We start from the raw sequence: 14071 nt of genomic DNA on the forward strand, positions 1-14071 counted from the left end.
TGGCGGGCCACTGGCCGGCGGCAACTCCTTCCACTCCATGTGGCGTGAGCTGCGGCCCATCGGCCGGCACCCCGACTCCCACGGCTACCGGCGCTTCGCCTGGACCGGCGCCGACCTCGAATGCCGGGCCTGGTTCAGGGAGCAGGCCGAGGGGCGCGGGCTCGCCTACGAGGTCGACCGGAACGGGAACCAGTGGGCCTGGCTCGGAGACCCCGCCGCCGGGGACGCCGTCGTCACCGGGTCGCATCTGGACTCCGTGCCGGACGGCGGCGCCTTCGACGGCCCCCTGGGCGTCGTGTCCTCCTTCGCCGCCCTCGACGAACTGCGCGGCCGGGGCGTCGACTTCGCCAAGCCCCTCGCGATCGTCAACTTCGGCGACGAGGAGGGTGCCCGGTTCGGGCTCGCCTGTGTCGGATCGCGGCTCACCGCCGGGCAGCTCACGGTCGAGGGCGCCCACCGGCTGACCGACGGGGCCGGGGTCAGCCTGCCCCGGGCCATGGAGACCGCGGGGTACGACCCCGAGGCCATCGGTGCCGATCCGGAACGGCTCGCCCGCATCGGTGCCTTCGTCGAACTGCACGTCGAGCAGGGCCGCGCCCTCGACCTGTCCGGCGACCGGGTCGGCATCGCCAGCGCCATCTGGCCGCACGGCCGGTGGCGGTTCGACTTCCGGGGCGAGGCCAACCACGCGGGCACCACACGGCTCGTGGACCGGCGCGACCCCATGCTGTCGTACGCCGAGACCGTGCTCGCCGCCCGCCGGGAGGCCGAACTCGCCGGCGCCGTCGCCACCTTCGGCAAGATCGCCGTCGAGCCCAACGGCGTCAACGCCATCCCCTCCCTGGTACGCGGCTGGCTCGACTCCCGCGCCGAGGACCAGGCAAGCCTGGACCGCGTGGTCGGCGGCATCGAGAAGGCGGCCCGGGAGTACGCGGCGGCCCACGGCATCGACCTCGACATCGTCCGGGAGTCCTTCACGCCCGTCGTGGAGTTCGACCACGCCCTGCGCGACGAACTCGCCCGCATCCTCGGCCAGGAGCGGGAACCCGAGCTCAAGGTCCCCGTCCTGGGCACCGGCGCGGGACACGACGCCGGAATCCTGTCCGGGACCATCCCGACCGCCATGCTGTTCGTACGCAACCCCACGGGCGTCTCGCACTCCCCGGCCGAGTTCGCCGCCGAGGACGACTGCGTGGCCGGAGTGACCGCCCTCGCCGACGTACTGGAAGGACTGGCCTGCACGTGACGCCCACCCAGCGGACCCGTACGTACTGGCTGGAGCACGCCTGGCTCGGCACCCACGTCGAGCCGGGCGTGGCCCTGGACGTCCAGGACGGCCGCGTCACCGCCGTCCGGACCGACGTCCCGACCCCGCCGTCCGGCGCCGAGGTCCTGCGCGGCCTGACGCTCCCCGGCCTGGCGAACGCGCACAGCCACGCCTTCCACCGCGCCCTGCGCTCCACCGTCCAGGTCGGCTCCGGCACCTTCTGGACCTGGCGCGAGGTCATGTACGCCACGGCCGACCGGCTGACCCCGGAGACCTACCGCGATCTGGCCCGCGCGGTGTACGCGGAGATGGCGCTGGCCGGGGTCACGAGCGTCGGTGAGTTCCACTACGTGCACCACGCCCCCGGCGGCACCCCCTACGCCGACCCCAACGCGATGGGCGAGGCCCTCATCGAGGCCGCCGCCGACGCCGGCATCCGCATCACCCTCCTCGACACCGCCTATCTCTCCTCCGGCTTCGGACAGGCCCCCGACCGGCACCAGCTCCGCTTCTGCGACGGCAGCGCGGACGCCTGGGCCGAACGCTGTTCAGTTCTCAAGGACCGGGATCACGCACGGATCGGGGCGGCGATCCACTCCGTACGGGCCGTGCCCGCCGACCAGTTGGCGACCGTGGCGCGGTGGGCCGAGGAGCGGCGGGCCCCGCTCCATGTACACCTGTCCGAGCAGACCGCCGAGAACGACGCCTGCCGGGAAGCCCACGGGTGCACGCCCACCCAGCTCCTCGCCGAGCACGGAGTCCTCGGGCGACGTACCACCGGCGTCCACAACACCCACCTCACCGAGGAGGACATCGCCCTCATCGGCGGCAGCGGCACCGGCACCTGCATGTGCCCGACGACCGAGCGGGACCTGGCGGACGGCATCGGACCCGCCGTCGCCCTCCAGAAGGCCGGCTCCCCGCTCTGCCTCGGCTCCGACAGCCACGCCGTGATCGACCTGCTCGAAGAGGCTCGCGCGATGGAGCTGAACGAGCGCCTGCGCACCCGTACCCGAGGTCACTGGACGGCGGCGGCCCTCCTGCGGGCGGCCTCGGCCGACGGCCACGCGGCCCTCGGCTGGGACGGCGCGGGCACCCTGGAGCCGGGTGCGCTCGCCGACTTCACGACGATCGCGCTCGACTCGGTCAGGACGGCAGGGCCGCTTGCGCGGCTCGGGGCCGAGACGGCCGTATTCGCCGCGTCGGCAGCAGACGTGTCGCATACGGTCGTGGGTGGTCGGCACGTCGTGCGGGACGGGGTCCACGCCCTCGTACCGGATGTGCCGAGAGCCCTCGCGGACGCCGTCGAAGCCCTGCGCGGATGACGGCGGGCCGCCCGCCCGCGCGGCCCGCCCGCGCCCCCGAATCCGACCCCACCGCCGACCAGGCCACCAAGGACGCCATGAGCAACGCGACGACCGTCAGCCCCGCCCACTCCGCGAGCACCGCAAGCACGCTCATCACCAACATCGCTGCCCTGGTCACCAACAACCCCTCCCTGGGAGGGGGGTCCCCCCGCTCGAGCAAATTCGAGAGTGGGGGAGGATCCCCCCTCGGACTGATCCAGGACGCGGCCGTCGCCATCGAAGGCGACCGCGTCGTGTGGACCGGTGATCAAAGCAAAGCACCCGCCACTGACAACCGGGTCGACGCGGGAGGCCGGGCGGTCATCCCCGGCTTCGTCGACTCCCACTCCCACCTCGTCTTCGCGGGCGACCGCACGCAGGAGTTCAACGCCCGTATGTCGGGGCGCCAGTACAGCGCGGGCGGCATCCGGACGACCGTCGCGGCCACGCGGGCGGCGAGCGACGAGGAACTGGAGGCCAACCTCACCCGTTACCTCCGCGAGGCGCTGCACCAGGGCACCACCACCTTCGAGACCAAGTCCGGCTACGGCCTCACCGTCGAGGACGAGGCCCGCGCCCTGCGCATCGCCGCCGCCCACACCGACGAGGTCACCTACCTCGGCGCCCACATCGTCTCCCCGGACCACGCCGACGACCCGGCGTCGTACGTCGCCCTCGTCACCGGCGAGATGCTCGACGCCTGTGCCCCGTACGCCCGTTGGATCGACGTCTTCTGCGAGAAGGGCGCCTTCGACGGCGACCAGGCCCGCGCGATCCTCACCGCGGGCAAGGCCAGGGGCCTGCACCCCCGCGTCCACGCCAACCAACTCTCCTACGGCCCCGGCGTCCAACTCGCCGTCGAACTCGACGCCGCCTCCGCCGACCACTGCACCCACCTGACGGACGACGACGTGGACGCGCTCGCGAACAGCGACACCGTCGCCACCCTCCTCCCCGGGGCCGAGTTCTCCACCCGCGCCGAGTGGCCGAACGCCCGCCGCCTTCTCGACGCCGGGGCCACCGTCGCCCTCTCCACCGACTGCAACCCGGGCTCGTCCTTCACCTCCTCCGTGCCCTTCTGCGTCGCCCTCGCGGTACGGGACATGGGGATGACCCCGGACGAGGCGGTCTGGTCGGCCACGGCGGGTGGCGCGGCGGCCCTCCGCCGCGACGACATCGGCCGCCTCACCCCGGGCGCCCGCGCGGACCTGCTCGTCCTCGACGCACCGAGCCATGTGCACCTGGCCTACCGGCCGGGTGTACCGCTGGTCAGCGAGGTGTGGCGGCGGGGTGTGCGCGAGGTCTGAGCCCCGCGGGGATGCCAGGCCGGGCTACGCCGCGCCCGCCTTCCAGCGCTGCCCCGCACCCCCGCTCACCGGCTCCAGCGACAGCCGGTCCCCGGCGCCGCCGTCCGGAGTCACCGCCCGTTCCAGGGCGATGGCCGGCCGGATCGCCCCGTCGTCGTCCACCACGAACCTCAGGTTCCGCCCGTTGGACCCGTAGACCGAGTCGCACGTCCAGACCCCGACGCCCCGGTCCGTCGAACCCCGGCTGTCCAGGCAGAAGTCGGGGTCGGCGGCCGACTGGAGGACGCCGCGGTCCGTGTCGACCCGCCAGCGCTGGGTGCGGGACGAACCGCAGGGGGACGTGACGACGTCGGTGCCGTTGAAGAAGGCGCCGCCCACGTCCAGGCAGAGCCCCGAGGAGACGTTCACGACCTGGGCGTAGGCGCCGGTCGGCGGATGCGTGGGGGAGGGGGTCGGCTTCGGGCGGGCCGTCTTCGTGGGCGTCGGACTCTTCGTCGGGGACGGCGACTTGGAGCTCCGTGAGGGTGAGGGGGACGGTGAGGAGGACGGCGAGGGCGATGACGTCGACGGAGTCGCCGACACCGTGGCCGACACGGTCACGGCCACCGGCGGCACGCTCACCGCAGTGCCGGCCGAACCCACCGGATCCCGCGCCGAGGATCCGCCCTGCGCCACCAGGAACGCCACCAGCGGCAGCAACGCCACGACGGTCGCCGCCGACACCAGCACGACCCGGCGGCCGTCCTGCGGCCATCGTGGCGCTCCACGCTCCGGCCGTCTCCACTCCGGCCATCCGCGCTGCGGCCGCCCGCGCCTCGGCCAACCCCCCTTCGCCGGAAGGCCGGTGGCGACCTGCCGCTCTCCCGCGCCGCCCGCCGCGTACGCCGTCCCGCCCCACGGCAGCAGCCCCTCCGCCAGCGCCGTGCGGGGAGCATCCCGCAGGGCCGACAGTTCCTCGTGCGCGGTCGTGCAGTGCGGGCAGTGCGCCATGTGGGCGTGCAGGTCGGCGCTGTCGCGGGGGCTGTCCGGCCGTACGGACTCCTCGATGAGCCGGCCGAAGTCGGCGCAGTCGGGGTCCTCGGAGGCGGCGAGGCGGGCTCGTAGACAGGACCGGGCCAGCTGCTGGAGCGCCGGGTCCGTGCCGTAGGTGACGTCCTCGCGGGTGAGGCCGAGGAGAGCGGCCGTCCGGTCCACCGACTCCTGCTCCACGACCCCGTACCAGATCAGGCCCTGGCTGCGGGACGGCAGGGACTGGAACGCCGTGAGCATGGGCGGGACCGCGCCGGAGGGGCCCGCGGCGTTCTGGACGAGCAGCAGGAGGTGGTGCCGCCAGGGCAGCCCGGGGTCGATGCCGCGTGCCGTCCGGCGGGCCGCGAGGGCGAAGGCCCGCGCCGCCAACTGCCGTGCCGTGGCGTCGTTCGGGGTGCACAGGCGGGCGTAGGCGAGGACGGCCGCGTGATGGCGGGCGCGGAGCTCCTGGAGCGCCGGATACGCGGTGGCCGTGTCGGCGCGCAGCAGTTCGGTGAGCCGTGCGTCGGACGCACCCGTGTGGATCCCACGGTCACGGTCCCCACCGTCGTCGGCCCGAGCCATCCGCCTGCCTCCTCGCAGCCGTGCGACCCGCCGGAGACCTGGCCTACCGGCGAGTATGACGGCTCATAGTGGAGGAAGGGTGGCCATGGGGAAAGGGTTTCTGTGGGTAACCCGTGAGCCGTGTGCGAGCCGCGCACGAGTCGCGGACCAGCCGTGTGCACCGCGCTCTGAACGCACTGTGCCCGGTGTCCGGCCGACATGTTCGGCGGGGCACCGGGCACAGCGCAGGTCAGCGCGCGGGAGGCGCCGATCCTCAGGTGGTCACTCCTCGACCGTCAGCCCCTTGCGGAGCCGGATCAACGTCCGCGACAACAGCCGGGACACATGCATCTGCGAGATGCCGAGTTCCTCGCCGATCTCCGACTGGGTCAGGCCCGCGACGAATCTCAGGGAGAGGATCTTCCGGTCCCGCGGCGGGAGTTCGGCGATGAGGGGCTTCAAGGACTCGACGTACTCGATGCCTTCGATCCCGTGGTCCTCGTAGCCGATCCGGTCGGCCAGCGCGCCCTCGGCATCGTCCTCCTCGGGCTGGGCGTCCAGCGACGAGGCGGTGTACGCGTTCGACGCCGCCATGCCCTCGACGACCTCGTCCCTGGTCAGCCCGAGACGCTCCGCCAGTTCCGCCACCGTCGGGGCGCGGTCCAGCTTCTGGGCCAGCTCGTCACCGGCCTTGGCCAGGTCGAGCCGGAGTTCCTGGAGGCGGCGCGGCACCCGTACCGACCACGACGTGTCGCGGAAGAAGCGCTTGATCTCGCCGATGATGGTAGGCATCGCGAAGGTGGGGAACTCGACTCCGCGGCTGAGCTCGAAGCGGTCGATCGCCTTGATCAGGCCGATGGTGCCGACCTGGATGATGTCCTCCATCGGCTCGCTGCGCGAGCGGAAGCGGGAGGCGGCGAACTTGACCAGCGCGAGGTTGAGTTCGACGAGCGTGTTACGGACGTACGAGTACTCGTGGGTCCCTTCCTCCAGCGACTCCAGCCGCTCGAAGAGGGTCTTGGAGAGGGCCCGCGCGTCCACCGGCCCCACCTCGTCGAAAGGGGGGATGTCCGGAAGCCCGGCGAGCGCGTCGTCCTGCCCGAACTCCTGACCGAAGCCGGGTTCGGAACGTCCGTCGCTGTTCAGCTCGATGGGATCCAGATGTTCCGGTGGGGGTGCCGACGTCGCGCTCTGGGTATGCGATGCGTCGAGCCGGGGTGACATGATGTCCTCCATCGTTCTCGGCATATGGCTGCCGAAGCCTGTGCGTGCACTGCGGTGTGCGGCGCCTCCAAAGCCGGCCGAGTCGGTTACGTGTCTCTACTAGCCCTACCCGCTTTCGTGAGCCCACCGCAAGTGCGCTCTGGTCCGAAATGTCCGATTCTGGGTGGATGTTCGGGTGTTGGGGGGCGCAGGGAAGGCGTAGTGTTCGAGAGCGTCAGTCAGCAGCCACGACGTCGGGAGTGAGGCACGGCATGGACCGCGGGACGGTCGGCAGCGCACAGTCTGGCCGACTTCTGGTCGAGGTGCGGGAAGAGGGCTCCAGTGCCGTCGTGACCCCGGCGGGTGAGTTGGATCACCACACCGCCGATTTGTTGCGTGAGCCACTGGAGGACTGCCTCGGGAAGGGCTTCGGTCGGCTCGTCGTCGACTGCTCGCGGCTCGAGTTCTGTGACTCCACGGGGCTGAACGTGCTGCTCGGGGCCCGGCTGAAGGCGGAGGCCGTCGGTGGCGGGGTGCATCTCGCGGGCATGCTGCCTGTGGTCGCACGCGTGTTCGAGATCACGGGGGCCGAGGCGGTCTTCACCGTCCATGACTCGCTCGACGACGCCCTGGCCGACGAGGCCGACGGGTCGGGTTGACCCCTCGCGTCCGGCCCTGCATCAGACGTCACATCATTCGTGCCGAATACAGGGGTGTTCCCTCGGCCCGGTCGGGCAGGAGACATCCTGAAACCTGTCGGCTGTGATGTCGGCCACCGGGGGTCGGGGGCCTGTGACCGACGTATCGGGCAAGGATTGTGTACTGGCGTACTGACTCTGCGTACTGACTTCTGAATCGTGTGAACGTTGAACTGGTGAATCGGTGAGGTGAAGCGCTGATGAGCACCACCCGGCCTTTCTCGCCGGGCGACCGCGGCCCTGAGCCCAGCGGCGCTTCCGGGGTGTCCGAGGGGGACGTGCCGGCCACGGGGGGCTCCGACGAGGGTGCCCCGGCGGCTGGAGGAAGGCCCGACGGGGGCGCCGTGCCGCCCTTGCGGCCCGAGGCGGCCGAGGCGTCCGTCCAGGCCGCCGCGGGGCGTCAGGTCCGTCGGCTGGACTTCGGTGACCAGAGCGGGGTCGTCCCGCTCGCCCGTGACTTCGCCCGCCAGGCGCTGTACGCGTGGGGCTGGCTGCCCGCCGCCACCGCCGACCAGCGCGCCGCGGCCGAGGACGTGCTGCTCGTCGTCTCGGAGCTGGTCACCAACGCGTGTCTGCACGCCGAGGGACCGGACGAGCTGTGGATCGCCTGCGACAACAAGGTGATCCGGATCGAGGTCTCCGACAAGGGCACGGGCCAGCCGGCCCCCCGCACCCCGCACCGCGCGGGCCGCCCCGGCGGTCACGGCATGTTCATCGTGCAGCGGCTCTGCCTGGACTGGGGCGTCATGCGCACGCCCGGGGTCGCGGGCAAGACCGTGTGGGCGGAGCTGGGCGCACCGGCCTAGGGCGCCCGTCCGGCCGTACGGGAGGAAATTCGTTTCCGCGGTGCCGAGGTGCCGTTCTACCCTCCCTGCAACGCGCTGACGGAGACAAGTAGCCCGGGTCCGCGAGCCGAGAGAGCCGCCCCTCGCTGTGAAGGCGGCCTCGCGACCGGGGTGAATCCACTCCCGAGTGCGGGGAGGAAATGCCCCGCCGGCCGGCCCCCGTCACCGGGCCCGAACGAGTCCGTCGTACGGCCACGCAGTCGGCGTACGACGGTGAAGGCGTGGTGGCACCGCGAGCACCCTCTCGCCCACGCCCCGAGGGATCACCCCCGGGGCGGCGTGTGCCGCACCGGCCGACCGGACGGAGCGCGCACGATGCTCGACGTCACCCTCATCCGAAACTGTCCCGACCAGGTCCGCGACGCCCTGCGCAAGCGCGCCGTCGACCCCGACATCCCCGGCTTCCTCGCCCTGGACGCCGCCTTCCGCGAGGCCCGCACGGCCGTGGAGCGGCTGCGCGGTGAGCGGCGGCGCATCTCGGCGGAGATCGCCGTACGGCGCCGGGAGGGCGCCGCGGCCGACGGCCTCCAGACCACCGCCAGGACCCTGACCGGCGAACTCGGCGACGCGGAGACCCGCCTCGCCGAACTGGCCGGCCCGCACCAGGAGTTCCTCGACGCCCTGCCCAACCTCCCGGACGACGACGTGGCGGCCGGAGGCAAGGAGAACAACGAGGTCGTACGGGTCGTGGGGGCCCCGCCCGCCCTCGGGTTCCCGGCCAGGGACCATGTGGAGCTCACCCAGGACCTCGGCCTCGTCGACCACAAGCGGGGCGCGGCCCTCGCGGGCAACGGCTACTGGATCTACCGGGGCGATGGCGCCGCGCTGGAGTGGGCGCTGCTCAACCACTTCCTCGACGCGCACCGCCGCGCGGGGTACGAGTTCGTGCTGCCGCCGCATCTGCTGACGTACGAGGCCGGGTACACGGCCGGGCAGTTCCCCAAGTTCGCCGACGAGGTCTTCCGGGTCGACGAGCACTTCCTGCTGCCCACCGCCGAGACCGCCCTGGTCAACCTCCATCGCGGCGAGACGCTCGACGAGCGGGAACTGCCGCGCCGGTACGTCGCCTACACGCCCTGTTACCGCAGGGAGAGCGGCAGTCACCGGACGGCCGACCGCGGGACGCTGCGGGGCCACCAGTTCAACAAGGTCGAGCTGTTCCAGTTCGCCCGGCCCGAGGACTCGGACGCCGCGCAGCTCGAACTCCTGGCGCGGGCCGAGGAACTGGTCGCGGAGCTCGGCCTGCACCACCGGGTCACCAAACTCGCCGCCGGGGACATCAGCCCCGCGCAGGCCAAGACCTACGACGTGGAGGTCTGGCTGCCCAGCCTGGGCGCGTACGCCGAGGTCAGCTCGGTGTCGAACGCCCGTGACTACCAGGCCCGGCGCGGCGGCATCCGGTACCGCCCGGCCGGCGGCGGCAGGGCGGTGTACGTCCACACCCTGAACGCCTCGGGCCTCGCCACCAGTCGGCTGCTGCCCGCGATTCTGGAGCAGCACCAGCGGGCGGACGGGACGGTGGCCGTGCCCGAGGTGCTGCGGCGGTGGGGGCTGCCCGACGTGCTGCGCCCGGCCCGTCCCTGAGCCACCGCCTGGGTTACCTGGGGTCACCCCCTCCACCCGAGCCTCGTCAGGTGCACGCCGGATCGCCACAACTCCGGCGTGCCCCGTGTCTTCCTTCCTCAAGGCCCCGGGCGTACCTTGACGGCCGATCTGATATGCCGTCAGGAATTCCGTCAGGAATGAGGGGACCGTGTCGAAGCAGAAGCGAACCGCCGCGCTCGCGACCGCCGCGGCCCTGGCCGGCTCGGCGGTGCTGATGGCCGCCCCCGTGGCCCGGGCCGAAGTCGTCGACGTCAACTACGCCTGCAAGACGCCCATCGGGGACAAGAGCGCCGTCTCGCCCATCGACATCAAGGGCGTCAGGAGCGGCAGCGGCTACAAGGTCACCATGTCGTGGCAGAAGGGCGTCTCGTCCAGCCCCGTCGAACTGGGCAAGGGCGCGATGAACCCGAGCGCCACCATCAAGCTGGGCGGCGCCGACAGCGGCACCCTGGCGGTGACCGGCCCGGCCAACCAGGAGGCGATTCCCGCCAACACCCCCATCAAGATCAACGACTTGACGGGCACGTACACCCCGAAGAAGACCGGCAAGGTCACCTTCACGGCGGGCGTGCTCACCATCAAGGCGCTCGGCACCACGACCACCTGCACGCCCACCAACAGCCCCGGACCGTCCCTGACCCTCGACGTGACGGGCGCGGGCGGCGGCGGGGGCGGCGGCGGGGCCCAGGGCGGCTCCGGCTCAGGGGCCGAGCTCCCGCAGACCGGCCCCGAGGACTCGGCGATCGCCCTGGGCACCCTCGGCGGCACGGTGCTGCTCGCGGGCGCGGCGGGTGCGCTGTGGCTGACGCGGCGGAGCCAGGCAGCACGCCGCTGACCGTTTCGTACAGCACGCTGGAGCCGCCGATGTCGTCAGCCGTCCGTGTCCTGTGCCTGTCCCTGTTGCTCCTGCTCGCGGTGCCGCCTGCCGCGACGGCCGCCGAGCGGTGGTCCCTCGCGCCCCTGGGCGGCGGACGACCGTCCTTCTACGGCGAGGGTCCGGCGGGGACGCTCCTTGAGGACTCGGTGTCCGAGACCAACCGGAGCGGCACGCCGGTCACGGTCCGACTGCGCGCCACCGGTGTCAGGTTCGCGGACGGCACCGTGCGCGTCCCGGCCCGCACCCGCGCCGACGTTCCCTTCACGGTGACCGTCCCGGCCGCCGACCGCACCGTCGAGATCGTGGCCCGTGACACGGACGGGGATGAACGGCGGGTGCGGGTCCAGCTCCGGGTCACGGTCCCGGAACTGTCGGCGCTGACCGTCGAGCAGGTGCGGGTGAGCGGGGGCCGTATCGAGTACGAGCTGGTCAACCGCGGTACGACGCCTCTCACTCCGAAGCTGGCCGTCCACGCCGACGGCGTCCTGGGCCGTGTCCTCGACCGGGCGCCGCGCACCCTCACCGTCGACCTGCCCCCGGGCAGCCGGACGAAGCTCGACGAGCCCTGGCCCGACCGGCCGGCGCTCGACGCGGTCGAGGTGCGGCTGACGGTGACGGCGGCGGGCGGGGCGAGCGACACGGCGGTGGCTGCGGCGCGGTTCGTGCCGTGGGACGCGGTGACGGGGAGCGCGGGGGCGCTGGCGGCGGTGGGCGCCTTCTTCGTCGTACGGCATCGAAGGTGCCGTGGGCCATGCGGCGGCGAGACCGCCGGAGCGGCACAACCACCCTATGAGCAAGCCGAGTTGACGGGGGCGAGGACGTGAACGGCAGGGTGCGAATGGCTGTGCTGGTGGCCGTGCTGGCGCTGTTGCTGGCGCCGATCCCCGCCACGGCCGCCGATCCGCCCGCCGTGAAGCTCTCCAGTTCCCAGGCGGGCACGGGCGGTTCGATCACCGTGACCGGCAGTGGCTGGCGGGCGCATGCCCTGCTGATGATCCTCATCTGCGGCCGGTCCGTGCCCTCGACCGGCGTCCGCGGCGGCACCAACTCCTGTGCCAACGCGGACGGCAGGGCCGTGACGACGGACGCCGAGGGCCGCTTCAGCAGGAAGCTGCCGGTGGCCGAGCCGCCCGTGCCGTGCCCGTGCGTGGTGCACGTGGCGACGGTGACCGGGGCGAAGGCCGAGGCCGACGCGATCTTCCAGGTGGCCGGACACGCGGTCGAGCCGCTGCCCGCGGAGCCGGCGGGTGGCCGCCTGTCGGTCCTCACGGACACCCGGCTGGACGGCTCCGCTGGCCTGCTCACCTGGTTCGGCGCCCCGCCGGCGCGCACGCTGGTCTTCACGGTCGGCAATGTCGGCACCTCAGCCGTGAAGAACCCGCTCTTCCAGGTCGGCACCTCGCACGGAGTGTTCGCGCCGCAGTGGGAGGAACAGCAGTGGCGCGGCACGATCCAGCCGGGCCGCAAGGCACGGATCGAGCTGCCCGTGGAGCTCGCCGCCGGCGCGCACGGCGACTACACCGTCTCGCTGAAGTACGGCGGCAAGGTGATGGCCGAACAGCCCTGGGGCGTGGCCCGGCCCTGGGGCGTGACGCTGTTCTGGATCCTGGTCTGTCTGGTCGTACCGGCGGCGGTGTTCCGCGTCGGAATGGCGGTGGTGGACCGGGTACGGCCGCGGCAGACGGCCCGCCGACGCGGGCTCCGGCTGCCCGAAGCGGCCCTGCGCCTCCCGGGGCTCAGGCCCCGGGAAGAGGCGAGGCACGCCCTCCCCTCCTCCTCGGCCCTGCCGTGGTTCACCCCGGACAACGACCCGGGCACGGCCGGCCGGCTCTCCGCACCGCACGACGACAGCCCTACGAGCCCTACCACCCCCACCAGGAAGGGACCCCCGTGAGCAAGCCAAGGAGAGTCAGACCGGCACGTCCCCGCAGAGCGACCGCGGCGGGCGCCGCCCTGATGCTGGGCGGCGCCGGTGTGCTGCTCGGCGTGGCCGCCGCGCCCGCGCAGGCGGCCGAGGTGGCGTACGCGACCGAGTGCATCCCGCCCGCCATCTCCGGGCTGCCGCCGGTCCAGGGCACGACCAAGGTGGAGATCACCGCGCCGGCGGAGGCGAAGGTCGGCGACGAGGTGGAGATCGTCTGGAAGTTCGTCCAGGCGGCGTCCAAGAACCCCGACATCCTCGACCTGGGCGAGAACACGATCCAGCCGTCGGGAACCCTGAAGGCGGCCGGCGCGCAGACGTCGGACGTGGCCATGCAGGGGCCCCGGGAGAACCCGCCCATCCCCAAGGGCGGCGACATGAAGCTGTCGGACATGAAGGGCAAAGTGAAGCTGACGGCACCGGGCGAGGTGTCGTTGACGCCGGGCGCGTACAACATCAACGTCAACAAGCCGATCTCCACGGACACCAAGTGCTCGCCGAAGGAGACGGTGAAGCCGGCGGCGACCATCAAGGTGACGGCCGCGGGCGGGAGTTCGGGCGGTACGACGGGAGGCGAGCCGACCACCGATCCGACGGAGCCCACGGCCGACCCGACGGAGCCCACGGGTGAACCGACGCCGAGTGCGAGCGAGACGGGCGGGGACGACGGCGGGACGAGCACCGGTGGCGGAACCGGGGGCGGGGGCGGCCAGACCGACTTCACGGGCAAGGAGGTCCAGGTCCCCTACGAGTGCAAGACGCCGATCGGCGACAAGGAGGCCACCTCGCCGGTCCAGATCGACGCCACGAAGAACGGCGGGAGCTTCGACCTGACGGTCCAGTTCAAGAAGTCGGTGATGGACAGCCCCGCCGACATCCCCGAGGACTCGGTCAAGCCGTCGATGGAGGTCGCCCTGGGCGGCGCCGACAAGGGCACGGTCCATGTCGAGGGCCCGGCCAACTCCGAGGCCATCAAGTCCGGCGACCCGATCGAGATCCCCGACCTCAAGGGCACCTACAAGCCGGGCGCGAGCGGCGAGTCGACCCTCTCCCCGGGCGTCCTGACGATCGAGGCCCTGGGCACGACGACGACGTGCACACCGGCCAGGACGGAGGTCTCCCTGACCCTCGACACGACCGAGCAGGCGAGCGGCGCGTCCGGCGGCGGCTCGACCGGCGGTTCGGCGGGGGGCTCGGCAGGGGGCTCGTCGACGGACGGCGGCCTGGCGGCGACGGGCGCGGAGGACCAGGGCGCGCTGAAGGCGCTGGGGCTGGTGGCGGGGACGGCGCTGTTGCTGGGCGGTGCGGTGTTCACGTTCATGCCGGGACGCAGGGCGCGCTAGCCGGACCCGCTCGCGACCTGGTCCACCACGCACGAAGGCCGTCGCACCCGCGTGGGTGCGACGGCCTTTGGCGGCACAGTGCTCGCT

General features: G+C 72.7%; 12 protein-coding genes. 10 read left to right on the forward strand and 2 right to left on the reverse strand.

Going from position 1 to position 14071, the window contains the following annotated elements:
• Nucleotides 1-37 precede the first annotated feature (37 nt).
• Genes ACFU95_RS30625 through hutI form a run of 3 tightly spaced genes read left to right on the forward strand, consistent with a single transcriptional unit; the run spans nt 38 to nt 3920 of the window.
• Nucleotides 38-1246, forward strand: coding sequence for an allantoate amidohydrolase (locus tag ACFU95_RS30625; RefSeq protein ID WP_383833869.1), 1209 nt, complete (start codon nt 38-40; stop codon nt 1244-1246).
• Nucleotides 1243-2592: a formimidoylglutamate deiminase gene (locus ACFU95_RS30630; protein ID WP_383833872.1), complete on the forward strand. Its 1350-nt coding sequence runs from the start codon at nt 1243-1245 to the stop codon at nt 2590-2592. Before ACFU95_RS30625 ends, ACFU95_RS30630 begins: the two co-directional genes overlap by 4 nt.
• Nucleotides 2589-3920 carry an imidazolonepropionase gene (hutI, locus tag ACFU95_RS30635; RefSeq protein ID WP_383833875.1) on the forward strand — a complete coding sequence of 444 codons (1332 nt, stop codon included), beginning with the start codon at nt 2589-2591 and terminating at the stop codon, nt 3918-3920. The genes ACFU95_RS30630 and hutI overlap by 4 nt, the downstream gene beginning before the upstream one ends.
• A gap of 24 nt (nt 3921-3944) precedes the next feature.
• Here hutI and ACFU95_RS30640 read toward each other — a convergent pair whose 3' ends face one another.
• On the reverse strand, nt 3945-5513 hold the full coding sequence (locus ACFU95_RS30640) for a ricin-type beta-trefoil lectin domain protein (protein WP_383833878.1): 1569 nt from the start codon (nt 5511-5513) through the stop codon (nt 3945-3947).
• A gap of 261 nt (nt 5514-5774) precedes the next feature.
• Nucleotides 5775-6728, reverse strand: a complete 954-nt coding sequence (locus ACFU95_RS30645) for an RNA polymerase sigma factor SigF (RefSeq protein ID WP_383833881.1) — start codon at nt 6726-6728, stop codon at nt 5775-5777.
• 239 nt (nt 6729-6967) lie between these two features.
• On the opposite strand from ACFU95_RS30645, the gene ACFU95_RS30650 reads away from it, so the two are divergent.
• The 7 genes from ACFU95_RS30650 to ACFU95_RS30680 all read left to right on the forward strand — a co-directional run bounded on the left by ACFU95_RS30650 (nt 6968) and on the right by ACFU95_RS30680 (nt 13984).
• On the forward strand, nt 6968-7354 hold the full coding sequence (locus ACFU95_RS30650; protein ID WP_383833884.1) for an STAS domain-containing protein: 387 nt from the start codon (nt 6968-6970) through the stop codon (nt 7352-7354).
• A 239-nt stretch (nt 7355-7593) separates the two neighbouring features.
• Entirely contained in the window at nt 7594-8199 is a 606-nt protein-coding gene (locus tag ACFU95_RS30655) for an ATP-binding protein (RefSeq protein ID WP_383833887.1), read from the forward strand.
• 354 nt (nt 8200-8553) lie between these two features.
• Entirely contained in the window at nt 8554-9822 is a 1269-nt protein-coding gene (gene serS, locus ACFU95_RS30660; RefSeq protein WP_383833890.1) for a serine--tRNA ligase, read from the forward strand.
• Nucleotides 9823-9991: 169 nt separating this feature from the next.
• Nucleotides 9992-10678, forward strand: a complete 687-nt coding sequence (locus ACFU95_RS30665; protein ID WP_383833894.1) for an LPXTG cell wall anchor domain-containing protein — start codon at nt 9992-9994, stop codon at nt 10676-10678.
• Between the two features lie 29 nt (nt 10679-10707).
• Nucleotides 10708-11544 (forward strand): hypothetical protein, encoded by an 837-nt coding sequence (locus tag ACFU95_RS30670; protein WP_383833897.1) that lies wholly within the window; start codon nt 10708-10710, stop codon nt 11542-11544.
• Nucleotides 11545-11558: 14 nt separating this feature from the next.
• The gene (locus tag ACFU95_RS30675; RefSeq protein WP_383833900.1) at nt 11559-12614 is read left to right on the forward strand and encodes a hypothetical protein; all 1056 of its coding nucleotides are present in this window, start codon (nt 11559-11561) and stop codon (nt 12612-12614) included.
• A 62-nt stretch (nt 12615-12676) separates the two neighbouring features.
• A complete protein-coding gene (locus ACFU95_RS30680; RefSeq protein ID WP_383834033.1) occupies nt 12677-13984 on the forward strand; it encodes a hypothetical protein in 1308 nt (435 codons plus the stop codon).
• Nucleotides 13985-14071 lie beyond the last annotated feature (87 nt).

The sequence above is a fragment of the Streptomyces sp. NPDC057623 genome (genome assembly GCF_042800355.1).
GTDB lineage: Bacteria > Actinomycetota > Actinomycetes > Streptomycetales > Streptomycetaceae > Streptomyces.

What these genes read in the sequence shown, in the direction of transcription:
- hutI (WP_383833875.1), top strand. Translation starts at nt 2,589, where the DNA reads ATGACGGCGGGCCGCCCGCCCGCGCGGCCCGCCCGCGCCCCCGAATCC.
- ACFU95_RS30675 (WP_383833900.1), top strand. Translation starts at nt 11,559, where the DNA reads ATGGCTGTGCTGGTGGCCGTGCTGGCGCTGTTGCTGGCGCCGATCCCC.
- ACFU95_RS30650 (WP_383833884.1), top strand. Translation starts at nt 6,968, where the DNA reads ATGGACCGCGGGACGGTCGGCAGCGCACAGTCTGGCCGACTTCTGGTC.
- ACFU95_RS30680 (WP_383834033.1), top strand. Translation starts at nt 12,677, where the DNA reads ATGCTGGGCGGCGCCGGTGTGCTGCTCGGCGTGGCCGCCGCGCCCGCG.
- ACFU95_RS30670 (WP_383833897.1), top strand. Translation starts at nt 10,708, where the DNA reads ATGTCGTCAGCCGTCCGTGTCCTGTGCCTGTCCCTGTTGCTCCTGCTC.
- serS (WP_383833890.1), top strand. Translation starts at nt 8,554, where the DNA reads ATGCTCGACGTCACCCTCATCCGAAACTGTCCCGACCAGGTCCGCGAC.
- ACFU95_RS30640 (WP_383833878.1), bottom strand. Translation starts at nt 5,513, where the DNA reads ATGGCTCGGGCCGACGACGGTGGGGACCGTGACCGTGGGATCCACACG.
- ACFU95_RS30655 (WP_383833887.1), top strand. Translation starts at nt 7,594, where the DNA reads ATGAGCACCACCCGGCCTTTCTCGCCGGGCGACCGCGGCCCTGAGCCC.
- ACFU95_RS30625 (WP_383833869.1), top strand. Translation starts at nt 38, where the DNA reads ATGTGGCGTGAGCTGCGGCCCATCGGCCGGCACCCCGACTCCCACGGC.
- ACFU95_RS30645 (WP_383833881.1), bottom strand. Translation starts at nt 6,728, where the DNA reads ATGGAGGACATCATGTCACCCCGGCTCGACGCATCGCATACCCAGAGC.